20 protein-coding genes and 5 pseudogenes are annotated in these 25,853 nt (G+C 58.5%); 16 read left to right on the forward strand and 9 right to left on the reverse strand.

What is annotated here, in order from left to right:
* Positions 1–228 precede the first annotated feature (228 nt).
* The 8 genes from SLT36_RS25965 to SLT36_RS26000 all read left to right on the forward strand — a co-directional run bounded on the left by SLT36_RS25965 (position 229) and on the right by SLT36_RS26000 (position 9,784).
* Complete coding sequence (locus SLT36_RS25965) at positions 229–936, forward strand: class I SAM-dependent DNA methyltransferase (protein WP_432284936.1); 708 nt, start codon at positions 229–231, stop codon at positions 934–936.
* A gap of 161 nt (positions 937–1,097) precedes the next feature.
* Positions 1,098–2,093, forward strand: coding sequence for an isopenicillin N synthase family dioxygenase (locus tag SLT36_RS25970; protein WP_432284937.1), 996 nt, complete (start codon positions 1,098–1,100; stop codon positions 2,091–2,093).
* A gap of 983 nt (positions 2,094–3,076) precedes the next feature.
* Positions 3,077–3,646 (forward strand): SET domain-containing protein-lysine N-methyltransferase, encoded by a 570-nt coding sequence (locus SLT36_RS25975; protein WP_432284938.1) that lies wholly within the window; start codon positions 3,077–3,079, stop codon positions 3,644–3,646.
* A 557-nt stretch (positions 3,647–4,203) separates the two neighbouring features.
* Positions 4,204–5,373: a TlpA disulfide reductase family protein gene (locus SLT36_RS25980; protein WP_432284939.1), complete on the forward strand. Its 1,170-nt coding sequence runs from the start codon at positions 4,204–4,206 to the stop codon at positions 5,371–5,373.
* Between the two features lie 1,101 nt (positions 5,374–6,474).
* On the forward strand, positions 6,475–6,654 hold the full coding sequence (locus SLT36_RS25985; RefSeq protein WP_432284940.1) for a hypothetical protein: 180 nt from the start codon (positions 6,475–6,477) through the stop codon (positions 6,652–6,654).
* A complete protein-coding gene (locus SLT36_RS25990; protein ID WP_432284941.1) occupies positions 6,651–7,379 on the forward strand; it encodes an SDR family NAD(P)-dependent oxidoreductase in 729 nt (242 codons plus the stop codon). The genes SLT36_RS25985 and SLT36_RS25990 overlap by 4 nt, the downstream gene beginning before the upstream one ends.
* A gap of 346 nt (positions 7,380–7,725) precedes the next feature.
* The gene (locus SLT36_RS25995; RefSeq protein ID WP_432284942.1) at positions 7,726–8,961 is read left to right on the forward strand and encodes an ATP-grasp domain-containing protein; all 1,236 of its coding nucleotides are present in this window, start codon (positions 7,726–7,728) and stop codon (positions 8,959–8,961) included.
* Between the two features lie 481 nt (positions 8,962–9,442).
* Positions 9,443–9,784: a hypothetical protein gene (locus SLT36_RS26000; RefSeq protein WP_432284943.1), complete on the forward strand. Its 342-nt coding sequence runs from the start codon at positions 9,443–9,445 to the stop codon at positions 9,782–9,784.
* On the opposite strand, the pseudogene SLT36_RS26005 reads toward SLT36_RS26000, so the two are convergent.
* A pseudogene (locus SLT36_RS26005) lies at positions 9,739–10,814 on the reverse strand (IS5 family transposase). The gene SLT36_RS26000 and the pseudogene SLT36_RS26005 overlap by 46 nt on opposite strands.
* A 16-nt stretch (positions 10,815–10,830) precedes the next feature.
* Between SLT36_RS26005 and SLT36_RS26010 the strand changes: the two are divergent.
* From SLT36_RS26010 to queC, 7 genes and pseudogenes are all read left to right on the forward strand, one after another.
* Positions 10,831–11,181, forward strand: a pseudogene (locus SLT36_RS26010) (transposase); the annotation flags it as partial.
* Between the two features lie 384 nt (positions 11,182–11,565).
* Positions 11,566–12,326 (forward strand): IS5 family transposase gene (locus tag SLT36_RS26015; protein ID WP_432284944.1). Its coding sequence is split into 2 segments (ribosomal slippage): positions 11,566–11,905 and positions 11,905–12,326, totalling 762 coding nucleotides; the frame shifts between segments, so codons are not numbered across the junction.
* Between the two features lie 262 nt (positions 12,327–12,588).
* The gene (locus SLT36_RS26020) at positions 12,589–12,909 is read left to right on the forward strand and encodes a HesB/IscA family protein (RefSeq protein WP_214392474.1); all 321 of its coding nucleotides are present in this window, start codon (positions 12,589–12,591) and stop codon (positions 12,907–12,909) included.
* 26 nt (positions 12,910–12,935) lie between these two features.
* Complete coding sequence (locus SLT36_RS26025) at positions 12,936–13,397, forward strand: iron-sulfur cluster assembly scaffold protein (protein WP_432284945.1); 462 nt, start codon at positions 12,936–12,938, stop codon at positions 13,395–13,397.
* A gap of 236 nt (positions 13,398–13,633) precedes the next feature.
* Complete coding sequence (gene queE, locus SLT36_RS26030) at positions 13,634–14,269, forward strand: 7-carboxy-7-deazaguanine synthase (protein ID WP_432284946.1); 636 nt, start codon at positions 13,634–13,636, stop codon at positions 14,267–14,269.
* The gene (gene queD / locus SLT36_RS26035; protein ID WP_432284947.1) at positions 14,266–14,619 is read left to right on the forward strand and encodes a 6-carboxytetrahydropterin synthase QueD; all 354 of its coding nucleotides are present in this window, start codon (positions 14,266–14,268) and stop codon (positions 14,617–14,619) included. The genes queE and queD overlap by 4 nt, the downstream gene beginning before the upstream one ends.
* Before the next feature lie 4 nt (positions 14,620–14,623).
* On the forward strand, positions 14,624–15,361 hold the full coding sequence (gene queC, locus SLT36_RS26040) for a 7-cyano-7-deazaguanine synthase QueC (protein ID WP_172234307.1): 738 nt from the start codon (positions 14,624–14,626) through the stop codon (positions 15,359–15,361).
* A gap of 698 nt (positions 15,362–16,059) precedes the next feature.
* Here the strand turns inward: queC and SLT36_RS26045 are convergent.
* Positions 16,060–16,227, reverse strand: coding sequence for a hypothetical protein (locus SLT36_RS26045; protein WP_432284948.1), 168 nt, complete (start codon positions 16,225–16,227; stop codon positions 16,060–16,062).
* A gap of 149 nt (positions 16,228–16,376) precedes the next feature.
* Between SLT36_RS26045 and SLT36_RS26050 the strand changes: the two genes are divergently transcribed.
* Positions 16,377–17,417 (forward strand): LacI family DNA-binding transcriptional regulator, encoded by a 1,041-nt coding sequence (locus tag SLT36_RS26050; protein WP_432284949.1) that lies wholly within the window; start codon positions 16,377–16,379, stop codon positions 17,415–17,417.
* A gap of 1,149 nt (positions 17,418–18,566) precedes the next feature.
* On the opposite strand, the pseudogene SLT36_RS26055 reads toward SLT36_RS26050, so the two are convergent.
* From SLT36_RS26055 to SLT36_RS26085, 7 genes and pseudogenes are all read right to left on the reverse strand, one after another.
* Positions 18,567–18,765, reverse strand: a pseudogene (locus tag SLT36_RS26055) (hypothetical protein); the annotation flags it as partial.
* Between the two features lie 971 nt (positions 18,766–19,736).
* Positions 19,737–20,752, reverse strand: a pseudogene (locus SLT36_RS26060) (1-aminocyclopropane-1-carboxylate deaminase).
* Positions 20,753–21,372: 620 nt separating this feature from the next.
* Complete coding sequence (locus SLT36_RS26065; RefSeq protein WP_432284950.1) at positions 21,373–21,765, reverse strand: exopolysaccharide production repressor protein; 393 nt, start codon at positions 21,763–21,765, stop codon at positions 21,373–21,375.
* Entirely contained in the window at positions 21,674–21,991 is a 318-nt protein-coding gene (fdxB, locus tag SLT36_RS26070) for a ferredoxin III, nif-specific (protein WP_432284951.1), read from the reverse strand. Before fdxB ends, SLT36_RS26065 begins: the two co-directional genes overlap by 92 nt.
* Positions 21,988–22,191, reverse strand: a complete 204-nt coding sequence (locus SLT36_RS26075; protein WP_027033222.1) for a CCE_0567 family metalloprotein — start codon at positions 22,189–22,191, stop codon at positions 21,988–21,990. Before SLT36_RS26075 ends, fdxB begins: the two co-directional genes overlap by 4 nt.
* A gap of 25 nt (positions 22,192–22,216) precedes the next feature.
* Positions 22,217–22,623 (reverse strand): annotated as a pseudogene (locus SLT36_RS26080) (DUF269 domain-containing protein).
* Positions 22,624–23,756: 1,133 nt separating this feature from the next.
* Positions 23,757–25,757 (reverse strand): class I tRNA ligase family protein, encoded by a 2,001-nt coding sequence (locus SLT36_RS26085; RefSeq protein ID WP_432284952.1) that lies wholly within the window; start codon positions 25,755–25,757, stop codon positions 23,757–23,759.
* Between the last annotated feature and the right edge of the window lie 96 nt (positions 25,758–25,853).

Raw genomic sequence — 25,853 nt, forward strand, 5'->3', positions numbered from 1 at the left:
CTCTGCGACATCGCAACCCGACACTGTGTCACCTTTGTCGTCTGCGGTACGGGCTCAGTGGGAGCCATGTTGCGTTGTTATGCCTCAGCCTAAATAGCCGAATTCATCAAAATTGTCTTTCTTCGCGCCTTTTGGCCAATTGGCACGAGCCTTGATGCTCATATTTGCGAGTTGGAATGAGGAGCCGGACAGCCGCTGCCGAGCATGACCTTAAAAGGAGGAGCTGTTATGAAAATAATCGATCAGCAGACGACACTGGAGCAAGTCGCACGACAGCGCATCAAGGACGCCCTTGTCCTCGAGGGCGACGCCGATCGGCTAACCCACTTCTATCGGGGATGGGCTGGTGCCTACGATGTGGATGTTGGAGGCGAGGGGTACTACGGGCCGATGATCGTGGCGGAACTAGCGGGGGCCGTCCAGGCAGCATATTTGAGCAGCGAGCGAACTGCCATCACAATCCTGGATGCTGGCTGCGGAACAGGCCTCGTCGGCGTGCAATTGGAACGCCTCGGGTTCCGGCTGATCGATGGGTTCGATCTTTCCAAAGAGATGGCCGAAAAGGCGGAGCAAACCCGAGTCTACCGTCATGTCCGAGACTGCGTCGACCTTAACGGGGTACTCTCCGAATATGCCGACGCGGGCTATGATATCACAGTTTGCTGCGGTGTCTTTACGCTTGGGCACGTTAGACCAGACGGGCTGCGCGAGCTGGCTCGCGTCACGCGCCCGAAAGGATTCATCATTACAAGCATCCGCAAGAGCTATGCGGAGGCCGCATTCTTCGACGATCAGGCGCGGCGTTTGCAGGATGAGGGCGTTCTTTTACTGGCGCAGTGTCTAAGCAACGGCAGATACGTCGCCGAGGAGCGTGCGGACTATTGGGTCTTTCAAGTGCCCGAGAAGGTCAGCGCGGCAGAGGGACAGGGGTTGTGATCATGCTCCGCCTCGGGAGCGAAACTCGGTTGTGGATGATCTAAAGACGAGGGGGGGTTTCTCTCAGCACTGTGGCGCGTTTCCGTCCTACTTCGCGTCACGATAATCCAATTGGCCGGTAGTAATGCGCCGGCTCCAATCGGCACAACAAAGGTGTACTGATGTCCAAAGATTTAGTAGCCAGACTAGACGATAAGTTGAGCGCAAAACGCGAATCGTTTGACAAAATACCGGTAGTTGACATCGCCCCGCTTCTCAATGGTACAAACAAACAGGTGGTAGCCAGGGAGATACGGTGGGCGCTTTCCAACACTGGATTTATGTATGTGAAGAACCACAGCGTCCCGCATGATTTGATACAGTCGGTGTTTGATGTGAGCCGCAGGTTTTTTGATTTGTCGTCATCGCAGAAGTCGTCGCTGCATATTAGCAATTCCGATTCCGCCTTTCGCGGGTACGTTGAGCCGTTTGGCGAGAACACCGATCCGGGCAAGACTAGAGACCTCAAGGAGTGCTTCGACTTCGGACCTGAACGTTCGACGTGGGAAGGTCCGTTTTTTGGTCCCAACCAGTGGCCCTCAGATTGGCCCGAGTTTCGGGAACTGACATACAGATACTATCAAGAGATGGTGGGCCTCGCGAAAAAACTCCTGCAGGGAATTGCGCTCAGTCTGGGCCTGGCGGAAAGCTATTTCGAGGACCTCATGCGGAACCCGATCAGCATTCAGCGGCTGCTTCACTACCCGCCGCAGAGTGGCAATATCAGCGAAGACATGATCGGAATTGGTGCCCACACTGACTACGGCAATTTGACCATCCTTGCACAGGACGACGTGGGCGGTCTTCAGGTCATGAACCGAGATGGCGACTGGGTACAAGGAACGCCGATCCAGGGTACTTTCATAATCAACGTCGGGGACCTGCTTCAGCGGCTCACCAACGGTGTCTATCTCGCGAACCTACATCGCGTGGTGAATAGCTCAGGGCGTGAGCGATACTCAATCCCGTTCTTTATTGACGCTGATTTCGATGCGATCATTGAACCATTGGCCTCATGTGTCACTGACAGCAACCCACTGCGCTACCGGCCGGTGACTTGCGGCGAACACAAACTCGGGCGTTTCGCAGCAAGTTATGCTCACTTGGCCAAAACGTGAGAGAGCGGGCAGCCACCTGCTCACGTGACACTACACAGCGGGAGTCGAAGCGCCCCAGTCGAACATCAGAAAACGCCATGGGTGAGACAATACTGTCACGTACAGTCGCCGGCCGCGCCTTTGACGCTCAATGTGCGGCCAGCCGCTTCAAAGACAAAAAGCGAGTGCGTCGATGGTACCGGTTGCGAGGCTTAGACAAGATGCAGGTCTATATTAGGCTCGCGCTTTTCCGTCTAGCAAGCCTCCCAACCGATTGACCATCTGCGTCGATTAGACAGGCAGCGCCGTTACCGCTCACGCGATCGTCTCAGGCCGCGGTCCGAGAAGGCGGAGACTTGTGCGTAACGCGTTACAGAGTTGCCTGCCAGCCTCTGTTAGCTGAGTTCGCCGATTATCTTGGGGAAAGAGTCGGGTTCCCGCGACGCCTCTAAATGCCTTGATTGAGTGCGGCATAATTGTTGGACGCCGGCGGCACTTGTGCAGGGGTTTCGCAGCCACTTCCCACCGTATGCTAACCACTTCGATACTTGGACCCGCGGCTAGGTGCCACGCGCACCGTCCGCAGCAGAATGAACTGCTGGCTTGTAGACGCGTTGCCACCACTCCTCCGCCTGCCAGATCGATGAACACGACATCCAGCAGCGCCATTCGAGATGTCTGCGTCAGGTCTGTCGGATCCGCTACAAACGCGTTGGAGGCAATCCCTTCTTTTGCCTCAGTAATTAGGCGAGAGGCAATCAAAATTCCTTCGTTGCCGCGATTCGGGTGAATCGGCACGATTTTTGAGTGTTCCTACGAGGCAGTAAGCGCCGTCGGCCGGCACCGTCTAAGGTGCAAAGACATGGCAAATCCCCAACTTCGTAAATGCCTCGGAACCATTGAGATTTGAGGAAGACGCTCCCGAAAGCAGCAAAAGTCCAAGTGATCTCTAGCAATAAGTACTCATCCCTCAACACCACTCGTGCAGACGAAAGAAATCCGCCATGGCCAATACTCACATAAACGAAGATCTGTCTATTTTGACGGATGACGTCGCGTGCGCAAGGCAGATCAATGCCCGCAACGTGAAAATCCTCAGCACGGGTGGTGATAGGGGGCGCGGGGTATTCGCTGCTCGCGACTTCCTGCCGGGAGAAATTGTTGTGATAGGGCTAATTGATTGCATGGAAACGGTTCGAACGACAAACTCGTTTCAACTGGACTGGAATGTCCATGCTCTCTTTCATAAGCCGGCTGTCATTGTGAATCATTGTTGTGACCCAAACTTAGCGATTGTGTCTAATCGCTTCGGGGCCTACGACTTCGTAGCTATTCAGCATATCTCCTCTGGCGCCGAAGTGACGTGGAACTACGCTACATCGGAATTTGAGTGCATAGGGGTATCGGTATGTCTTTGTTCATCCAGAAATTGCCGAGGCTCAGCCGGTGGCTTCTCCACGTTGCCTAGCGATCATCCTATGCTTCTATCCGGATTCTACGCGCCATACCTCAAGAAAACCCCGGGGCACCTTCCAAGAGAGATAGGGTTGCTTCCAAAGTTAATGGATTCATAGCACCTGGAAATGTGCCACACCCGCGACGATGTACATCATTTGCTTGTGGTGTTGACTAAAAGGACGCGGAGGATTCGTGAATCCATACTGTTTGACTGAATCTGACCCCTCCATGGGGGCGGTGGAGGATACCCACGTGAAGCAGTAAAAACGCGCCAAAGTTGCCGCCTGGCGCGCTGCGAGCCCAGGACATAACAGCATTCAGGTGCTGAGGGGCCATCGCAGTCTGGGATGGCGACTCTATACGCCAAACCGACGGCGGCTGACAAAATGTCGGGTTCAAAACAAAACGCTGGCAAAATGTCAGCTTCATTAGACCCGCCCCTCTTGGGGTACATGGATGTTTCTCAAAGCGCAATTATGCAATCACTGAGCGTTTAGTACGCCTGGCACGGCTTTTGCTGATTGAAGTGCGGCAAAAACTGATTGACGGCCGACCGCATCGAAGCCCGCAGGACGAGCGACGCCCTCCTTTCCGTCGGCCCCTGTGCCCCGTCTCTCAGGGAACAGCTTGCCCATAAAGGCGCGCAACTTTGGAATGGCGTTGGAGAGCAAATATGGTATTGCAGATGGAGTCGCCGGGTCCTTCGATCAAAGTGGAGACATGGCTGCGCGGCGAGCCCATTGAACACTTCCAGCCCGGCAAAATCTACGTCGTCGAATTTTGGGTAACTGGGAGCGAGCCATGTGCGGCGGTGATGCGCTACCTGATGCAATTGCAGGAAAGGTTCAGGGACAGCGGACTCGAGGTCCTCGGAGTCGCGGCTCACGAACGCGCCTCAACTGCCGTTGAGGCGCGTTCCAAGCTGGACGCGTGGTTGACCGAAAATTGCCCGAAGCTGAATTTTCCAATCGCGTTCGACCACACAGGCGAAATGAAAAAGCTTTGGATGGAACCCAGCTTTTCTGTCGGAGTTCCGACCTCGTTCGTGATCGACCTAGACGGCCGTATCGCCTTTATCGGTCACCCGACGGGACTCGATCAGGTCTTGCCGAGAGTGCTCAACGGCAGCTGGCGCACGAGCGATGCAGCGAAAGCCTCCACCTCGAAGCGGATCGCTGATAGAGAACTCACAGCGCGCGAACTAGCGTTGAACAAGTCAATCAATAAGAAGTTTTGGGCGGCGGTGAGGAAAGAGGACTGGAAGAGGGCGCTCTCGGCAGTCGAAGAGGGCACCGCCTTGATGCACGGCGATATTAATTTCCGCCTGGCTCATGCCCATCTATTGCTTCACAGAATGCAAGATATTCGGACAGGGTTGCCTGTCATACGCCAATTGGTTCGCGATGCGATCGACAGGAACTCCGAGCATTGGCTGCTAGCAACACTAGAACAACTCTTCGGTCCGGCGTATGACCACTCACACTTTCCTTCTCATGAGCGCTTCGCGCTCGGCAAGCAGCTGGCCGAGCATATTCTGGCGCTCAATCCACCGCAAGGCGACGGCCACAAGTTCCGGACTTATCCGGCGGTCGCTCGATACTATCACGAGAGCGGCAACCAAGATCGCGCGATCGAGTTGGTCGAGATGGCACTGAAGTCGCTGAACCATCCGGATCCTATCCGGGACGAACTGAAGCAGTACCTTCTACCCAATTTGCTGCAGGCCTTGGCTAACTACAAGGGTAAGAAGGTTTATTACGGCGCTTTCTGTGCAACTCCGGAACGCAATTTGCCGAAAGTGCCAAAGCGTGGCCGCCCGAGGAGAAAACATAGAAAGGATTGACCGGGATGGCTCACCGGCCAATTCGTTCATTTCCGCCGCATGGCCGCTGCAAGTAGGGTCCGTGCGCAACGCGCGGATCGCTTGCGGAAGGTTCAAAAAAACTTGCAATTCCTCTCGCCGAATCGCGGCAACGCCAGGTTGGACGCGAAACAGGCTTTGGCGGAAAACCTCGCAGTCGAAGAGGTGTTCAAATTGGGCGACAGGGATCTCAATTGCGTGCTGGTCGCCCCGCGTCGATCGTCGCCTGGCCAAGGCGGGGGAAGGCGGCGAGTTGCACCATTCAACTGCTACTTGATCCCACGACCTCGCGAGCACCGCCCACTGCTAGTGCACCGCCGTCAACGGCTCTTGCGACAGGCATTGTCCCTGCCACCTTGCCTAAGGGTGGAGCCGGCGCAGTGGCCCAGGACCATCACGGAAGCAGAAGGCGATCCGCGACACCGGCGTCGAGTCACGCGTAAGCTCATCACAACTCTCAACGTCATGGTGCGCAAAAACAAGCCTTGGAACTCAACATCGATATCAATGCGCTTTTAGGAGTCCGGCCCGACTCAACGAAAAAGGTTCAATTCGAAGCCCAAAAAGGACCGGGCGCCGATGCAACTGTCGGCTTTTGTCCGGTCTGTGACACTGTGGCGTTCGGCTGGGGTGCTGACCCACTCTCAGCTAAGTGCCTTGAACACAAACTGGAATTTTTTCTGAGGTTCTTGAAGCGCAGTTGGCACGAGTTTTGATCGTTCGTAGCAAGAGGCAACAATGTACCTGTCCGTGCATTGGAAAATGGGTTCCATCGCGGTGCTGGACACCCAGCACCCGATCAATTTACAGGATTTTCCAGCGCGACGCCTTTGAAACCATAGCCAGACCATACTGGTATGGGCGGAGGCTTGGGCACCAATCGAGAAAGGGGCTTCAGCCCAGATGCTCGCATCACAATTCAAATCGACTAAGGGCAACCAATGGCGGCGCCAGACTGGCCTCGTGCGTGCGCATGCCCGTCAGATCAAGCCCTCGGCGCTGATTGAGAATCTTGTCCCTAGTATGGCGCATCCCATGCTACAGGCGGTCAGCCACAAGGTGTCGGTGCCTTCGGAGGCACAAATGCTCCTATTCATCTTTCGGCCGCTCAGGACGATGCCCAAGGCAGCGGTCGCATCGCAGACCGGGTGGCGAGGTGGTCTCGACTATGCGCCAGAAGGCGTTCGGGTCAACCCGCCCTGCCGCGTGCATCCCATATACGGCGCCCTTGTCGAGGTGAACGGCGAAAGGGCAGTCGCATGAAGCCTTTTGTCGGGAGAGTCGCCCTGGTGACCGGGGCCAGCAGCGGCATTGGGGCGGCAATCGCCGACAGACTTGCCAGCGACGGAGCCAGAGTATTTGCGGTTCAGTTGGAGGCGACCGCTCATATAGAAGGGATGGTCGCGAACCTTTGCAACCCCGGCGTTCCGGACATGGTGGTTGACCATGTCGTTCGACAGGCTGGTCGCCTCGATATCCTCGTCAACAACGCTGGGCGCATGGTTGAGGCGAAGGTAGATGAGACGGGGCTGGACGAGTGGCGACGCACAATGGCGCTGAATCTTGACGCTCCTTTCCTACTGATCCGTCGCGCCATGCCTCATCTTCGCAGAAGCCGCGGCTCAATCGTCAATATTGGCTCGATAGAGGGATTGGCCTCTAATCCAGGGCACGCGGCCTATTGTGCCTCGAAGGCTGGGCTGCATGGCCTGACGCGTGCCGTGGCGGTCGACGCCGGTCAAGACGGGGTGCGTTGCAATGGCGTGGCTCCCGGCTGGATCGATACGGATCTTAACGTCAATTTCGTCGCCGCATTGCCGGAGCAGGCGCGAGGGAGGCTGGGTACCATTCATCCGTTGGGTCGAACCGGCCGCGTTGAGGAAGTTGCGGCTATGGTCTCATGGCTTGCCTCCGACGAGGCAGCATTCGTCACCGGCCAGATCTTTGTCGTGGACGGTGGCCGCACTGCCAAACTAAGTCTTCCGTGAAGGTAAGTCGTGCTCCGAACGAACGCCATTCTCCGGCCGGGTGACGAGCAGCGTCCGGTTTTTGAGGACAGTCCCACCTGCGGTTGGCGGATATTGGTGCCGACTTCGCGCGACTGTTGGCCGCGCGACGCAATGGGGATGAGACCCATACGTTGGTTGACGAGCGCTCCCTGTACCCGCTTGTTTGAGCGTAGGTGCACGCAGTGTTCGCGTGGGCGAGTTATATTTTTTCAGCAGCGCCTGAACGCCGTCGGCGCTGAACCTGCCGCCATGCCTTCAAAGCCAGGTGTGAGATCAGGCGCGTGACTGGCCGCCGAATCGCACACAACATCGGAGTCCAAGGCCCGTGGGAATAAAAGCGCTCATTCTGATAGAAGGCAATAGGGGTAATGGTCCGCTCCACATCCAAGCGGCTAAGCGTCTCGGCCTCCATACGATTACCTTGGCGGTCGATCCGGCCCGGTACGAATATCTTGCGGCGGAAAGCATTGAGGCTATTCGTGTTGATACAGGCAATATCGATGCGTTGATCCGGGAATGTTACAGGCTGCGTATAACATATGACATTATTGGAATTACTGGCTTTGCGGGCGACGACGTTTCAGTTTCCGCTACCGTTGGTAAGCTCTGTCGGCACTTTGGTCTACCGGGACCGAACCCCGGTTCGATTGAACGATGCTGTGACAAATTCGCTCAACGTCAGCTTCTCGCGGAGGCTGGCGTTTCAGTACCTGCGTTTCACCTGGCAGCGAAGGCTAAGGAGGTGGAAAGCTTTGCAATGGACATCGGAATGCCCGTAGTTGTCAAGCCAACCTTGGGCAGCGGAAGCATCGGTGTTAGATTGTGCAGCAATGTCGACGAGTTATCCGCACATACGGCTAGTCTGTTGGGCGGAAAGCACATATGGCGTTCTTTGCGAGGGATACTAATCGAGGAATTCGTACAAGGCCCCCATTACAGCATTGACATGATAGGAAAGGAGGTAATTGGAATTGCAGCCCTTGACTTCGGTCGACCCCCACATTTCATCTGTCGCGAGTGCACCTATCCGGCCGTGTTAACTGGCGACGAGCGTAACAGTATTTCCGATGTTTCGCTGAGCTGTTTGCGAGCTCTCGGCCTTGGCTGGGGGCCAGCGAACATTCAACTCCGGTGGACGAAGCGTGGTCCAGTTGTCATTGGAGTCAGTCCGCATCTTCCAGGCTCGCCCGCTCCTGAACTGGTTCAGTTGGCTTACGGCGTGGATCTCATCACCGAGCACATTAAACTTGTGACCGGTGCCCAAAGGAGTTTGCGCAGAAGCCCCACGAATATCGCGGCCGCGCGGTTCCTAATTCCTGATCGCGATGGCAGTGTCAATTGGATCGAGGGCGACAGTCGGGCGGCTGCCGTCTCAGGCGTGGCCGAGGTCGAGTGGTATATCGACCCCAAGACGCCGATCGCCAGGAAAGGCGACTATCGAGACCGCATTGGACATGTCATCGCCGTTTCAACGGGTCATGCTCAGACCCGGACGATACTTCAGCGGGCCGCCGATTTAATCGATTGGTCGATCACACCATCTCCGAACCTTGGCGAATAGGAGCAACCTACGGGCCTTACTGGGTCGCGAGAGGATCGGCAAGGCCATGGCAATGGCGTGGGTCCCTTCGCCTTTCGTGCCGTGCGCGATTGTCCCCAACCCGGCTTGGCGTGCCCGCTACATGTCCGGCGCGCCTGTCGAGATGATCGGTGTCGAGCGTGATCTTCGCGCAGCGGGATGTGAGAAATTCCGATCCTGCAAAGCTGCATCGGAGGTCGCTGACAAGGCGACGTGAGCGTGCGCTCCCTTCAGGCCCTCATGTGCCGCTAGGCGCTCCACAAGCACCGAGATTGCGTTCGTCACGGCTCTTGTCAATGACGGCCTCCTGGCCGAGCACGATGCGCGAGGTCATTCGCCCAACGACCGAGCGGGCATTGGGCGAATCCGTCCGTTCCTGGATGTGTAACAGACATTTTTCGGTCGAGGCGACGTAACGCCATAGTGAGGGCACGCCCTAGCAGGCTGTTGAAGAAGTCCATTTGTGAGCGACGAAGTCTGCTTCGTCGCCGCCATGAAAGCAGATTTGTCCGCTGATGGAACCGTCTGGTTGGATTTCAGCCCATCCATTGCCCTTGGCTTCGTCCATTTCGTCATTGCCTTGCCAGGAGAAGGCGACGTTGTTGCCGTCACCCGAGCCGAAGATCTGGCCGGTGACGCATCCAAAGGCGAATTCGCCGGAGCCATCGTCCGCGAACTCAATTTAGGCGGGCTCCATCATGTCGCGATAGTCCTCGACATAGTCGGGCATCGCGATGATCCGCCAGCGGCCTGTGAGGCTCATGCCGGCGCTGCCAGCAGCTTGGGCAAGCGGACCAGATTGTAGGCCGCAAGGTTCAAGGTGAAGGCCGCGCCCACACGGGCGCATCCTCGCAGCTTGACCTTGGCCATGCCGGCCGAGGCCTTGATCCAGCCGAACACCTCCTCGATCCGCTTGCGGCAGCGCTGACTGACCGCATAGCCGGCGTGGCAGCGCGTGCGGCCATCGATCGCTGTTACGCGAGGCTTGCCGGTTTTGCTCAGATGACCGTCGACGGCGATGTGCGGTGTGACCTTGCGCTCGCGCAGGTCCTTGACGAACTGGCGCACATCATAGGCCTTGTCGGCCCCCGTGTGATGCGCCGCCGCGACGATCTGCGGTCCAACATGGCGAGCGCGGCCTCCCGCTCGGCCGTACCTGTCGCATGGGTAATGCCGCCGTCGACCGCCTGCCCATGACGGTTCTCCATCAGCGCATGCCCCATGTAGCAGAGCTTCGCCGGCTGCCCGTCGCCCTTCTTGTAAAGCCGCGCCTGCGGGTCGCTCGTGCTCTGGTGTGTGTCGTTGGAGCGCTTCTCCTTATGAAAGCCGCGCTCGGCGTTGCGACCCGCTCCATCCGGGTCGTTGTCGCCTCCGTCCTTGCGGCGGAAGCTCTTGATCGAAGCCCAGGCTTCGATCAGCGTCCCATCCACCGAGAAGTGATCCGACGACAAAAGCCGCTTCACCCTTGGCTGAGCAAGCACCGCGCCCAGGAACTTTGCCGCGATCTCCCCTTCCAACAGCCGATCCCGGTTCTTGGTGAAGCTCGAATGATCCCAGGCCGGCTCGTCAACACCAAGCCCCACGAACCAGCGGAACAGAAGATCAAACTCCATCCGCTCCATCAATTGGCGCTCCGAGCGGATGCCGTAGAACGCCTGCAACAGCATCGCGCGCAGCAAACGTTCCGGCGCGATCGACGGGCGGCCGAGCCCCGGCCGATAGAGCCCAGCAAAATCTCGGTCCATCGCAACGAGAGCCGCGTTCACGATCTCCTGTATCACTCGCAGCGGATGGTCGCAGCGAACCCGCGCTTCAAGGTCGACATACGAAAACAGCGAACCTGTCCGTTCGTCTGTCCGCTGGAAGGACTATCGCCACCACGACAAGTCCAAGCACAAGCTCATGACCTTAAGCGCCGACGAGTTCATCCGGCGCTTCCTGCTGCACGCTCTTCCAGACGGATTCCATCGCATCCGCCATTACGGCCTCCTCGCCAACGGCCACCGCGTCGCCAAGCTCGCCCAGTGCCGTCTTCTTCTGGCGGCGCCCACGCCGCTGACGCCCGACCCGACCGCCGACTATCGACAGCGTTACCGCTGTCTCACAGGGCGCTCCCTGGACATCTGTCCGGGCTGCGGCGGCGCCATGGCCTCGCTCGGCCCGATCCCGCGCAAGGCCCCGACCTGGCCAGACACCTCATGACACGCTGCGCACCGACACGCTCGCACCGTCCTTCCCGGCGTCTGCTACAGTCGCCGAAGGGCCTTTGCGCGCCGCTAGTCAAAGTCGCAGCCCTGGCTGTCGCCAGCAACGCTGCACCTCAGCGTCAACGACCCAATGGCGCCGTCTCTCGCGTCGCAGATGGTCCTGCATCGCGACGACGGGCGACCGCCCAAGAGCGATCGGCGAGCCCGCTCCGGCGCCTCGGACACACTGTCGAGCCCTAAATCCCCATAGCCCCGCCCGCCATCCCGCGGTTCAGTTCAATCAGGCTTCGATGTAGTCGCGACCCGTGCGTGCCCGCCCAATCGCGCCCGCGACTACACAGAACCCTCCAGATTCAAGGCTGACTTTTGGAGGTCAGCGATGGACTGCAATGCGCTTCGGGACGATCAGTGGGAACGGATCAAGGGATTTGTGCCAGGCGGCACGAGAGGCAAGCGCGGTCTGCGCACGAACAATCGGCGATTTCTGGATGCGTTGTTGTGGATGGCCCGCTCGGGTGGGCGCTGGCGTGATCTACCCGAGCGGCTCGGCGATTATCGATCGGTGAAGCGGCGCTATTATCGCTGGATCGAAATGGGCGTTCTCGACGAGATGCTTATGGTTCTTGCTCGCGAAGCCGATCTGGAATGGCTGATGATCGACTCGACCATCGTGCGCGCGCATCAGCACGCCGCCGGTGCGCGCCGGTCAAAAGGGGGGTGGATGCCCAGGGCCTGGGCCGGTCTCGCGGCGGCCTGAGCACCAAAATCCACGCCGCAGGCGATGCACTCGGGCTTCCGGTTCGCCTGATCGCAAGCCCGGGGCAACATAACGACACCGCCTATGCGCATGAGCTCATCGACGGCTTCCAAGCAGAATGCACGATCGCCGACAAAGGCTATGACGCCAATCATCTCTTCGACAAGATAGTTGAGATGCAGGCCGCCGTCGTCATTCCACCGAAGCGAAACCGAAAAGATCAGCGTCCTTACGACGCCGATCTCTACAAGGAACGCAACATCATCGAGCGCTTCTTCAGCAAGCTCAAACAATTCCGCCGCGTCGCAACCCGATACGACAAGCTGCTCGCCAACTTCATGGGCTTCGTCAAACTCGCGGCTATCGCTATCTGGCTCAGATAGTTAAATCGTCACTGCGCCCTAGTATCATTTCGGTTCTGTCGCGATCCCAGATTTTAACGAATTTGTGCGGCGAAAGGGTTGCCGCCCATTACGCCCGACACATGCCGCTTTTTGTACGCAAGTTTTCACTCTGACCGACATCCGACAATTGTTGGATGTGAGACAGGGCGCCAAATCCGCTAACCCTTGTTTTAATCGAATTTCCTCTCTGGCACGTTCTGTGCAGCGTGGCTTGCGAACGCATGAGCAAGAAAATAGTCCCATGATCACACTCACTGAAAACGCCGTCGCTGCCGTCAAGACCGCGCTTTCCCGCGCCGACGAACCGGCGGAAGGCTTTCGCATCATGGTCGAGGCGGGCGGCTGCGCCGGCCTCAAATACCTGATGGGTCTGGAAAGCGTCTCGCGCGAGGGCGATGCCATCATGGAGACGGACGGGTTCAAGGTGTTCGTCGACGCAAACTCCCAGCCCCATCTCGCCGGCATGACCGTTGACTTCGTCACGGACCTGGAGTCCTCGGGCTTTGTCTTCGACAATCCCAATGCGCGGGACAAATGCGCCTGCGGCAAGTCCTTCGGCTAGCCGCCATAACGACAAGGATCGGCGCCATGCGGGATGACACCGACAACGTCTACCTCTTCAGCGACAAGGTCTATTTCATCAACCCGAAGAATGTCGGCGCTTTGGACACCCCCAATGCGGCCGGCGAGGTCGGCGCCGTCGCCTGCGGCGATGGGCTTAAATTGATGATAGGGTTCGACCCCAAGACCGGGACGATTACTGCCGCAACGTTCCAGACCTTCGGCCGCGGCTCGGCCATAACCGCTTCCTCGACGTTTACCGAATTCATCGTCGGCAAGACCATCGATGAAGCCCTTCAGATCACCGATCAGGACATGGCGGATTTTCTCGGCGCCCTGCCGCCGCACACGACATACTCATCGCTCGACCGCCTCATCCTGGAGCGCGGCTTGCGGCTGATGAGCGAGTTCTTCCGTGCTGTGAGGCAAGCTTGCGAGGAGACACCAGGATTTTCACGCCTCGTGCTCGTCAAGGCATCCTCGCGATGAGCGGCGAGATCGAGACGTTTCTCTTGGTGATAGGCTTCGAGGAGCCAGAGACCCTTCCCGGCAGCCTTCCCCCACTGAACCCTAATTCTGTGTGGAGTTCGGCCGAACGGGTTTTCGGCAACGAGCCTCGACGGTGGAACGCGCTGCAGAACGTGCAGTGGGACATTTCCCATCTTTTGCCGCGTCTCGTAAGCCAGCAGAGATGCTCCCTTGCTCACTCGAAGGCCGCTTAAGCAATGTCATATGCGGTCAAGGAAATTTTCTACACCGTTCAAGGTGAAGGACGAAATGCCGGGCGGGCCGCCGTATTTTGTCGTTTCGCCGGCTGTAACCTTTGGTCGGGACGCGAAGCCGACCGGACGAGAGCATTCTGCGGATTCTGCGACACCGATTTCGTTGGGGTAGATGGCCCCGGTGGCGGACATTTTGATACCCCACCGGAGCTTGCGTTGGCGGTCGAACAAGCCTGGCGCGGGTCGGGAACTGGGCAGCGTCTTGTCGTGCTCACCGGAGGGGAACCCCTCCTCCAGATCGATGAAGAACTCCTGGAAGCGCTGCATTCCTTGGCGTTTGAAATTGCCGTGGAGACCAATGGTACCATCCCCACACCCGCCGGCATCGACTGGCTGTGCGTCAGTCCGAAATGCAATGCACCCCTCGTGGTCATGGCAGGGGACGAGCTAAAGCTTGTATATCCTCAGATTGGCGCGGAGCCCGAACATTTCGAAGTTCTCGCGTTTGAGCACCTTTTGCTTCAGCCGATGGATGGGCCCGAGCGCGAGGCGAATACGGCCGCCGCAGTGGCCTATTGTCTTGCCAACCCACGTTGGCGCTTGAGCCTTCAAACCCACAAATTTCTCGGAATCCCATGAAGATTACGCAAGCTTTTACCTTCGAGGCAGCGCACTGTCTTCCGCGGGTGCCAGAAACCCACCGCTGTCACCGCATACACGGCCATTCCTACCGTGTGGAACTGCGTCTGGAGGGGCCCGTCGATCCAGATACGGGCTTTGTCATCGATTTCTTCGATGTCGAGGCTGTGTTCGGACCGCTTCTGCAACGGCTCGACCATCATTATCTGAATGAGATTGAGGGTCTCGACAATCCAACAGTGGAAAACATTGCGGTCTGGATCTGGAACCAAACCAAGCCGCTTCTTGGCCAAATGTGCTCGGTAACAGTCTACGAGACACCGCTGTGCTGGGCTGAATACGAGGGTTGACCCGATGCAACGAGATCCGGGAACCGCACTCGTCCTTTTCTCCGGCGGCCAGGATTCGACAACCTGCCTGGCTTGGGCGCTGGAGAACTTCGAGCGCGTCGAGACAATCGGCTTCGACTATGGGCAGCGGCATCGGATCGAGCTCGATGTGCGGCCCTACCTGCTCGGGCGCATTCGAACAGACTTTCCGGCCTGGCGTGGGCGACTAGGCGAGGACCACATGATTGACATGGCCGTGCTCGGCCAAATCAGCGATACCGCGCTCACGCGTGACGTCGAGGTCGCACTGAACGCGAACGGTCTAACAAATACCTTCGTGCCTGGCCGCAACCTTCTGTTCCTCGGCTTTGCGGCCGCGACAGCTTACCGGATGGGCGCGAAACACCTCGTGATCGGCGTGTCCGAGACGGATCGTTTCAGCTACCCGGATTGTCGAGATGATGCAGTCAAAGCAATGCAACTTGCCCTGAACCTTGGAATGGAGACGCGTTTCGTCATTCACACACCCCTCATGCGGCGCGACAAGGCGCAGACCTGGGCGCTGGCGGATTGGCTGGGCGGCGAGGCGCTGGTGAAGCTCATCTGCGAGGGAAGCCACACTTGCTATAGCGGAGACCGAGAGCATAGACATAGCTGGGGTTTCGGTTGCGGGACCTGCGTCGAGTGTAATCTTCGCGCAGTAGGATGGGAGCAATTCCGATCCCGCAAAGAGGCACCGGTGGCCGCCCATGAAATGACGTGAGCGCCCAGATCCAGGCCGACGGTGGCAATCTGTTCCATAGATCGTTTCCTTCTCTTTTTGGTGTTCAGCACGACCAGGGTAGGCGCCTTCGATGCCGTTTCGAAGGGCTGTTCCATACCACCGACCTTGATGATCTTTGCCGTTCGCGTGGTGCTGTTTAGTAGGGGAGTTCAGCACCATGGCGAGCAGGCCGCGGTTATTATCCTTAATCCCGGTCGGATTGATCGTGGAGCGTACCGCCAAGAAAAAGGGGAGGTTGTGGTTTCGACGAGAGGCGGTGATGCCCGAGCCTGCCCTTATCCTGGAGGATCGTCCATGCAGGCCCATAACCAGCATGGCCGCACCATTGGCATCATTGAAGCGACGAATGACGACCTCATCGGCAATCGATGCCGGCGCCTGCGTAAGCCGGCACGGGCGCAGGCGCCTGCGGCGCCGCGATGTTGCGGATATCCCTCCCCTGGCCTACCTCGGCCCAATCATAGGATCCTGATAAGCGCCTTCGATCTCCCAATGCTCCTGCGTCCAGTGAATGCGCGTGCCGTCTTGATGGCGATCGTCACAGCCTCAGTGTCGAAGTTGACGAAATGATCTGCTCAACCGCCGGAAGACAATCGAGCAGGTAATTCAGCAAAGTCGATCTCATGTGCCGTCGAATTGAAAGGCGGCTGCCGTCATGAAGGATACGCGCGACCGCATCAAGCGCCAATCAGAATGGCGAAAGTGTTGTCGAGGTCCAGAAAGCGCTGTCCGTTGACGTCAGCCAGATTTGCGCCTTCGCATTGCAGCGCGCCGCGCGGCTTCGGATCGCACAACCGCAGCGCGCGTGGTGCCATCGGGAAAAACGGGCGGCCGCGGGCGAACAATCTTGCCGATTGGCGTCAGGCGGCGCGGAGATTTCGTCCAACATGTCGGGCCTCTCCTCGAAGGATCCGAAGAAACGCGTCTTTCGCCGCTGACATGGCCTTTGCACTTGAAAGAAAGTCATTCACGAATTGCATATGAGAGGCGGCTGATGAACAGACCAACGATCGCCGATCTGGCGAAAGCCGCGGGCGTAAGTGTTTCCACGGTCAATAGGCTCTTGCACGGAACTGGCGCACTGCGACCGCAGACGGCCGACCTCATCTTGAGCGCAGCGCAGCAGATCGGGTTCCGCAGTTCGGGGCCGCTGCACGAACGCAGGCGGGACAATCTCCCGCATCGGCACTTGAGCTTTCTCATGCAGCAATCCCACCGGCCGCTCTGCCGGATCTGGGCCGAGGCGCTTCTAGGTGCCTGCGCGCGACGCACAGATGCGGTTATTGAGCCAGACGTGCTCTTCGAGGACGACCCTTCCCCCGAAGCGGTTGCTGCCAATCTGCTCAAGATAGGCGAAAGCGCCGATGCAATCGCTGTGATCTCGGCCGATCACCCGCTCGTCGGCCAGGCGATTGATGAGTTGCGCGTCAAAGGCGTTCCGGTGATCGCCTACGTCACCGATCTGTCCGCCGCCAGCCGGGCCGGCTTTGTGGGAACCGACAACTGGAAGGCCGGCCGCACCGCCGCATGGTTTATCAGCCAGACGTCCGGTCGGCCCGGCAAGGTCTTTCCTCTCATCGGCAGCAACCGTTATCAGTTCCAAGACATCTCGGATGCGAGCTTTCGCTCCTACATGCGCGAGCACGCGCCCGAGTTCCACGTCAGCGAAACGCTCCTGACCCATGAGGCGCCGAAGAACGCCTATGCAATCGTTCGCAGGCTGATAGCGGATGAGCCGGAGCTCAGGGGCATCTTCGTTAATGGCGGCGGCATTTCCGGCGTCCTGCGGGCCATGCGCGAGCACGCTGTAGAGCATCAGTGTAAAATCCGGATCGTCTGCCGCGACATCGGGCCCGAGACACGCAAGGGATTAAGCGAAGGCTTGATTACTGCTTCCTTGTGCCATCCCGTCGACAGGATGCCTGAAGAACTTGTCGACGTGATGCTGCGCATGATCGAACGCACGGACACACGACTAATCGAACAGCGGATTGTTCCGTTCGAGATCCTCACGCCAGAGAGCATTTGGACTTAAGAATCGGAAGAGCCAACGTCGTCCGGATAAGGTCATCATACCGCTGCGACGCGGCGTCGCTTCCTGTAGGAAAACTGGGGCGCAAAGGGCAGTTCGCATGATCCTCGTATGCACCGAAACAGGCCAGGAGGACCAGGAGATGGAAATCTCCGAGGAAGACGATCCTGTCGAGAGCTGGACCCCACGCTTGCGCCAATGATTAGGCTGCTTCTGCGGCCGTCCGTACCGTTTGCGCGGCTCGTGGCGCGCCACATGATCGTGTCGATCAAGGCGCGCACCAGGCGGTCTATAGAGAACCTGCCTGTTCGCCCGGTGACTATGGCGCGTATGTCGGGCTGTTTCATAGCAAGCATTTAAGCCGATTTAGCTTGAGTGAGGCGCCGACGTATAATGGTGGCGCGGATCTCGCGGGCGAGCTTGGCTTTCCGCAATTCCTCTTCGGGATTGTCAAAGCCCAAATCCGCAGACACGTTGCCGCTAGTCATTTCGCCGGTGATTCTTCAGTCATGACTTTGTTCCTTCCGATAGTTTTCGCGATGGTGCGTCTCGGCCACCTTCAATCGCTGTAACGAGATCGACTTCGCACTTGGGCGTCTCCCTGTCCTTCTTCTGGAAGCAAGGATTTAGATCACACCAGCGAAGCGCGGCATGGACGGCGCGATAAGTATCCCCGTCTAAGTCATCGACTACCGCAAGGATGCGGCCGCCAAATCCCTTGAGGACCGCCAGATACTGCTCGCCATTTTGGGCAGCGTGGATTGCAATACCTATCACGCTGCAGACGTCGACCAATCTGAGTCCGCTCAGCCACTGGGAAGAAAAGATTCGGGTCAAACAGCCATTTTTGCCAAGTATCGTATTTTCCTATGAACGCATTTTGGACTGCACGGACCGTTCCAGCTCGGTGAAAACCCTCTCACATACCCGTCAATCGCGCTCTGCAAATCCACCCAGTAGAGCACTTTGGCGGTGCTACATCGACAATGTGTCCAGTTTTGCTTTTTTGAGAAGGTATCCCTCTTGCTTGGCCGCAGCGAATATCCCGGTAAAAATTGGCTGCAGCGCATCGCGCTTAGCGCTCGCTGGGCGGAGCTGGTCGGGGTTGCGAAGCCCGGCGAGCGCGGATCGTCTTGGGCGATGTGGTGACCAGGCGCGGTTCTTGAAGCGCCAGAATTCATGTCCGATTTCGATGATCTCGCAACGATGTGTGAGATGATCGAGCAGTGCGATCGTTGTCCCGTCGAAGTAGCGGCCGCGCCCGCCGTCTCGGATGAGCGCCCGGGCAATGGCAATGGCCAGACGCGACTTCCGGTTCCGGGCCACCAATCAACACGCCATTGGACAAATGCCATCAATCACCGCCGGACGGCGGCGAAGAAGAAGGAGAGGAAGGGATGGAACGCAAGCTTGATGACGTGATCGCAGCCCTCACTGAGGAGCGTCGGGAGCGTGTCGAAGCACGTTCGAAGAGTTAAAGGACGAGGTCGAGAGCCTCGGAGAGCTGCGCCATGCGGCTGGGAAGCCCAGGGAGATTGCCTCGACCTTCAAGATCAAGCAGCCCTCTGTCTCGAAGATCGAGAAACAGGCCGATATGGATCTGTCGACACTTAGAGCTACGTAGAGGCGATCGGGGGACAAACTCGACCTCATCGTCGCCTCGCCTCGCGCGCGCCACCTCCGTATAGAGCGGCTCGGCTACGTCGTAGCCCCCACCCCCCTCCGCACGTAGTGCTAAAAAGAGCGCCAGGTGGACGAACCCGCCCGAAGGCAACGCGCCGGCTGAACGCGCCCTTTCGGTCAAAATTGCCGAAGGGACGACAGTCTCGTCGACGCTCGCAATAGGTATGAGCAAGCCCTCGTTAAGCCGGATACCGACCTGCCCGCTGTCACGCTCGCTGGGGACGGCTCTTCCCTCGCCTCGCCCATGCTTGGCCCAGCTCACCACTGCGCTGGGGGTGTCCCGCTGTGTGCTCGCCGACGACGACCAGATCGAGCCCGCTTGGGTCACAGGTTCCACACTTGATCAAGAAGATACCTCCGCATCTGCGCGACATCTTCGGTGGCTTACAATTTATCAAAATTGCGACGATTATCGCCGCACCGCAAAATGACAAGAAAGTCAAAGGGCCATGTCTTCTCCCTCCTTATGCGGCTCCAGGACACATTGAGCACAGGTAGACACTGCCAAGCATGCCAGTACCACGACCCCACGTCGTGGCGGCAATTAACAGCTGCCCGCTGAGGTTCGCCCACGGGCCTTCGGTCAAACTTGGCGCAGCGCTGTTACAGGGGGCACAGCACGTGGAGATCTGTCGAGCATCAGCCATTGCGAAAGGTGTAGCCATAACCGTTGATGGCTGGCGCGCCGCCGAGATGCGCGTAGAGTATCCTTGAGCCCTCTGGAAAAAAGCCTTTTTGGACGAGGTCAATCATCCCTTGCATCGATTTGCCTTCATAGACGGGATCGGTAATCATACCCTCGAGCTGCGCACACTGACGGATCGCCTCCTTGGTTTGCTCGGATGGAATACCGTACCGCGGGTGCGCGTAGTCCTCGAGCAACACCACGTCATCCTCGACAAGTTCCGATCCGAGCTCGACGAGGGTCGCTGTATGTCGGGCGATGCTAAGCACCTGCGCCTTGGTCTTGGCCGGGGTAGCAGAGGCATCGATACCGATAACGTTGCGCTGCCGACCGTCCTTGGCGAATCCGACGAGCATGCCGGCATGTGTTGAACCGGTGACCGTGCAAACGACCATGTAGTCGAAGGCAAACCCTAGCTGTTCCTCCTGGGCGCGCACTTCCTCCGCGAAGCCTACATAGCCGAGGCCTCCATTCGGGTGAACAGACGCCCCGGCCGGTATCGCATAAGGCCTGCCGCCCCTTGCCTTGACCTCATAGAGCGCGTTTTCCCAGCTGCGGCGGATACCGATGTCTCAAAGCCATCGTCGACCAGACGCACCTCCGCGCCCAAGATGCGGCTCAAGAGAATGTTGCCGACCCGGTCGTAGACGACATCCTCATGTGGAACCCAGCTCTCCTGGACCAGGAGACATTTCATGCCGATCTTGGCGGCAACGGCGGCGACCATGCGCGTGTGGTTGGACTGCACGCCGCCGACGGTGACAAGGGTATCGGCATCTGACGCGATCGCGTCGGGGATGATGTATTCGAGCTTGCGCAGCTTGTTGCCGCCGAACGCCAGACCGGAGTTGCAGTCCTCGCGTTTGGCGTAGATTTCGACCTTGCCACCCAGATGCTTGCCGAGCCGGTCGAGCTTCTCGATGGGTGTGGGTCCAAAGGTGAGCGGGTAACGCTCGAATTTTTCCAGCATATTCTCTCCGGCGATGATCATTCAGCTGAAATAGCCACGCAAAACTCGTTCCATAAGCGCTGCTTGGATTGGTCGGCCGCGCTCTCCGACCACCCATCAGAGCTTTGGGGATTTCCAGCGCTCTCCTTGCGATTGAGACGAAGCGATCCCCATGTCGCCATGCTGCGATGAGGCGACCATCGCCTAGGAAACCTACGACGACACGCGGTCGGCATCTGCGTTTTTGCCAGCTTTGCAAGTGCAGCCAGACCGCCAAACCAACAGACTTCGATAAAAACGCAGTGGCTCTTGTTTGCGATTGGACCGGCAGGAACCGCACGGTTGCCGAGCCGAATTCCGCGAGGCGATTTTTGTGGCGCTCAACGCCTCACAGAGGTTTCAGTTGCTCGATCGAAGTGCTCGTCTACCTGATCGAAACGGGTGCCAACGCTCTCGAAAGGCTGGCCTCGCCGCGGCCGTAAGTCGTCGGATTGTAGTTGACGAGCGTGTCGGTCCTAGCGGTATCCAGCAACTGATTGGTAATCTGTGTCGGTGTTGCTGACGTGAACTTGCTGCTGTTCTGAACGCGAGTCCTCTGAAAGGCATGCCCGGCAGAGACGGAGCTCTCTGCCGGGCCGGGTTCACCTTGGGAGGTGGCGTAAGCTAGCGACTTTCGTGGCGGTGGGACCACTCAATCCGTGCGTTTTCCCTTGCCCGGCTTTGCCAGCGCAGCTGGATCGCCAAATCAGAAAGAGCACACTTGCGAAATAAACCATCTGGAGCAGCAGCGAGCAGCCCAGCGTGGCGACGACGGTTAGACGGATCGACTGCGAAGCGAAGTAAACGGTAGCAGCGGTGCCGCACAAGAGCAGCGCCAGGAGCCGACAAAAGATCATGAAGTTCAACGCCGTTCTCCTGGTCTGTCTCGTCAAATCATGCAGCTCATGCTGCGATCTGGTCGGCCGCGACATGGGTCTGGCAGTTCTTTGGGCAGACGCGGCCGCAGGCTCCGCAGCCAATGCAGCGGCCCGCATGGTCGACAACCATGATCATACGATTGAGCTCACCGTCGAAATCGTCGTCATCGTCGTCGCAGGCGCCGAGGATTTCACCCGCGTCATCGACGCCGTAAAGATGCATGACCCCGCGCGAGCAGACTTTGAAGCAGCGGCCGCAGCCGATACAGATCTTGCCATCGATAGCGATCAGATATTCCGGCACCCATATGGAGCCGTCGCGGCTGATGAATTTGCTCCTCATCGCAAAGTCTTCATTTTGGCAAGCTCTCTCCTGGCACCATCCAACTCGGCATAAACGGCATGCGTTTTCTCGGCGACTTCCTCTATCTCAATCCATTTGACCGGGAGACCCTCGGCAAGATCGCGCAAGTTCGTCTTGGCAATTGCTGCGCGCAGTTGAAGCTTTCGGACTTTCTTCGCCATCTCATCCAGGTTTGACATGATCCTTCCTCGAAAATGGGTTTCTTCACGCCCGCGCCACTTCGGGATAGGCAATAGCTGCAGTCACATCGCCGACCAGTTTCGCGCCGGTATCCGCGAGTTTCCGGAGAGTCTCGAAGCGAATCGGTAGACGTCTCGACAGACGTTTGATTTCTGTTGTTGACAATGTCATCACGCCTGAGCGCTCCTCGATCGCCAGCTCCGACATGTCGAGCCTCCACAGCACGTCCGGATCCCGATTGCCAATGAGTGGATATTCCGGCGCAGTTCCTCGGTGATAATGAAATCGGCCAGCAGCCCGGTGTCCGATTTCCGTTGGCATGAGCCGTGAAAATCCTGAGCACGGATCAGCCGCAGGAGGCATTTGACGAACGGGCGGGAAAGGGCCTCGCCATCCTTGTTGACGGCAGGGCCAAGCGCTGCGTGAGACATTTCGTTTCCTCAATTTCAGGTCTCGTCCTCAACGGAGGATTTCTGCTTTCGGTTACGCTGACTTCGGGCTCGCTTACGCAGCCGACGTCCGGCCCCGCCAGGCCGATTCCACGTAAATGCTGCCCCTGGGGCCGACCTTGAACAGGTCCTGGACTGTGACGTCTTCAACGACGGGCCAAATTCGCGTCGAATATCGCCGCCGCGGCTATTCGGTTGGAAGTCTAAGGTCCGAGCCCTGACCTGGAGCAAACCGTCGACCCTGTGCACCATGAACACAGTTACTGCGGGCGCGCCGCAGAAAATGGGCGAATTGATCAGGGTTCCATTCCACTTGTCATCCCGACACCTTGCCGGGCTGAAAGTCCGTGAGAGGTTAGCCACGCAGCCAGTCGTCCACTTTGATCAGAGGAGCCGGGGACTCTCTACGCAACATGTTGTTCTCCATTCCCACACCTTTCCTGACGTTTATGCGCGAGCTGGTTCTCTCAGAACGGAACACACCGGTTAGGAGACCATCAAAGTCTTGCGTGTTCTCATGCGATCAGCCCTCACTCAGTATTGCCGATCTCAACCAGCAAACGTCATGCCAGCGCGTTGCCCGCAGTAAATGGATGATTCTGCCTCGAAACCTTACAAGCCCAGGACGGCCGGTTGTTTTGAACCCGACATGTTTTCTGCTGCTGTCAGCTTTTGGACACGCATCATGCGTCAGACGCTTGAGGGCGAGAGCGGCTTGGCTGTCTGCCCTGCGGCAATGTTGGCGTCGGCTCATCTAGCATCATTCGCCGCCGGCGAAGCGCGGGCGCGCACAGCTAGGCCGACCCAGCGCCCCGAACCGCATGACCTTCTTGATCGGCTGGCTATAGGTCGGAAATTCCGCGATTCCGAAAAAGTTGGTCAGCGCAGTGCAGCCCGCTCGGCATTTGCCGCACGAATGGCAAGCGCCCGAAAGCTGTCAACCGAGCGATCCTCCAAGGCGCGGGCCGGCGTCTCGACGATATGTTGGTTAAGGCCGGCCAGTGTTTGTGCCTATGGTCTGGGAGTGGCCTTCGGGCAGCCAGTGGTAGCGAGTAAAGCTTCGGCATCCTCGGCTTTGATTGCCGCCCAAATCTGGGCGAAATCACGATAGGCTATTATGCCTCCTCCTCATTGAGAACAGGAATGTCTGCTCTGGCGTAGAAGCCTAGCACGGGTCCGAGATCAAAGGTCGTTCCTGGCGCAAGGCGCCGGACGGACGTGGGCCATGTTTCGGTCGAGACGCCATCGATACCTCGCGCCAGCGTGCTGGCGAATCGGGGCATCAGCGGTGCGAGTGTCTGCGCCAGGATCGCAGCGGCCGTCGTCTGAAGGGCGAGCGAAGTGCGGGTGCGGGCGGGATAGAGACGTCGCGCCGCTTCATAGTCTTGCGACTGTCGAAAGACTACACAATCGCTGACGAAATCGCAGGCCTGCGCGGCCGCGCGCCGGACCGAGAAGCCATCGTCCGAATAGGCGCGTTCCATCGCCGCGCGATGGATCTCTATCCGAGCAAAGAAAGCGCGATCGGCGGGAGCCCAGTCGCCTGCATCGGGCACGCAGCCGCCAAAGTTCTGCTTGATTTCCCAGTGCAGCGCATCAAGCCAATTCAGCCAGATTCCTTGGAACACCTCGTTCTCCGTGCGGCGTAGCGCGTCCAGGGTGAAGTTCGTCCGCTCACCTTCCGGGCGTGTCAGGCCCAAATGAAGACGCACGACATCGACTGTCTTTTGGCCCAGAACATCTTTGCCCCAGACCGCATGGCCGCGGCTTGTCGAGAACTTCTGACCGTCGAGCAGGTAGAACTCGTTCACATGATACCGGATGCGCGGCGTCCAGTGGGAGAAGACCTCAGCATAAAGCGCCGGATAAAGTAGGGCGTGGTAGAAGGAATTATCGAAGCCGAAGAAATGGACAATTTGCCAGTCCTTGCTGGGCAGGGCCGCATTCCAGTCTCGGCCGACCGATGTAGCTAGCGCCTGGATGTTGTAAAGAAAACCAAACGCCATCTCTGGCCAGACCCAGGTCACCTGCCCCGGGAACCCCTCGGCCGGTAGCCCCCAGTCCGACGGGTGGGTGATGGGCACGGAAAAGTCGCCACGTTGGCGTAGACGCGCGAAGAGGTCCATGATCCGAAAGGGGGCGCCCGACGCCCTTAAATGCCGGTCGATATTGTCGTAGCGCTGTTCCAGCGCAAGTTCGGGACGGCGCACGGAGCCGACCACCGGCGCCTCCGCCGAGTGCCGCGACCGGACTGCACCTAGGTCGTGGCATAGGTTCGGTGCGCCGCATTCCTCGCAGATGTTGCCACCAGCGGAGCCGCCGCAATCGGGGCAGAGGCCGCTTACATCCGGCTCGTAAAGGTAGTCGCCTGTCACAGCATCCCAGAGCGCGGGGCTCTGGCGCAGATCTACCGCCGTGCTGCTCAGAAGACTACGGAAACACGCGGCTTGAAATTCTGCATAAGCGCTATCGCCCAAAGTGGGAAGGAAGCTGTGGACCTCACAGTCGAGAAGCGCAAGCGTGGCTCGAATCTCGTCTCCGTAGTGGCGCGCCACCTTTGCGGGCGTCGATTGCTCGGCATCGGCACGCGTGGGCACGTAGCTCTGGTAATCGTCGCTTCCAGTCAGGTGATAGGCTTCGACCCCTTTCATGCGCAGGAAACGCGTGTAGACATCGGCGCCAAAATAAGGGCCAGAAAGATGCCCCAGATGCAGATCGCCATTAGGCGTCGGCGGCGTGGAGAAGACGAAGATCGGCCCGCGGGGAGTCGCGACTTGTGCAGCAGCTTCGAGGGCGGCCTTGCCGTCGCGCCAGTAGACATCGACGAAATTTAGGTCTTCCTCTCCATCGTTGTGCAGCACATGCGCTTCAAAAGGGTGGAACAGAACGACATCGCCAGCCGCGACCGGGATTTCCCCAAGGTCGGTCCTGACCTTGCCCGCTCCAGACAGGACCACGAAGGCCTCGATTTCGTCGTGCCGATGGGGCTCGGATGTGACGCCCGGTGCCACCTTGCCAAATGAAAACCCGGTACCCGCGCTCCCCGTTCCAAGGGTGGCCATGTCGATGCCGAACGCCAGCGATAGCTCCGTTCGAGAAAACGTGGATTTCCGCAAGACGAACCTCAGCTATTGAAACAGTGGTATCTTCGGCTGCCAACGCAACGGCCTCTGCTGCAAGTTGCGAAGAGAGCGGCAGCCCGACACGTTGGC

The sequence above is a fragment of the Aminobacter sp. BA135 genome, from assembly GCF_050859125.1.
Lineage (GTDB): Bacteria > Pseudomonadota > Alphaproteobacteria > Rhizobiales > Rhizobiaceae > Aminobacter > Aminobacter ciceronei.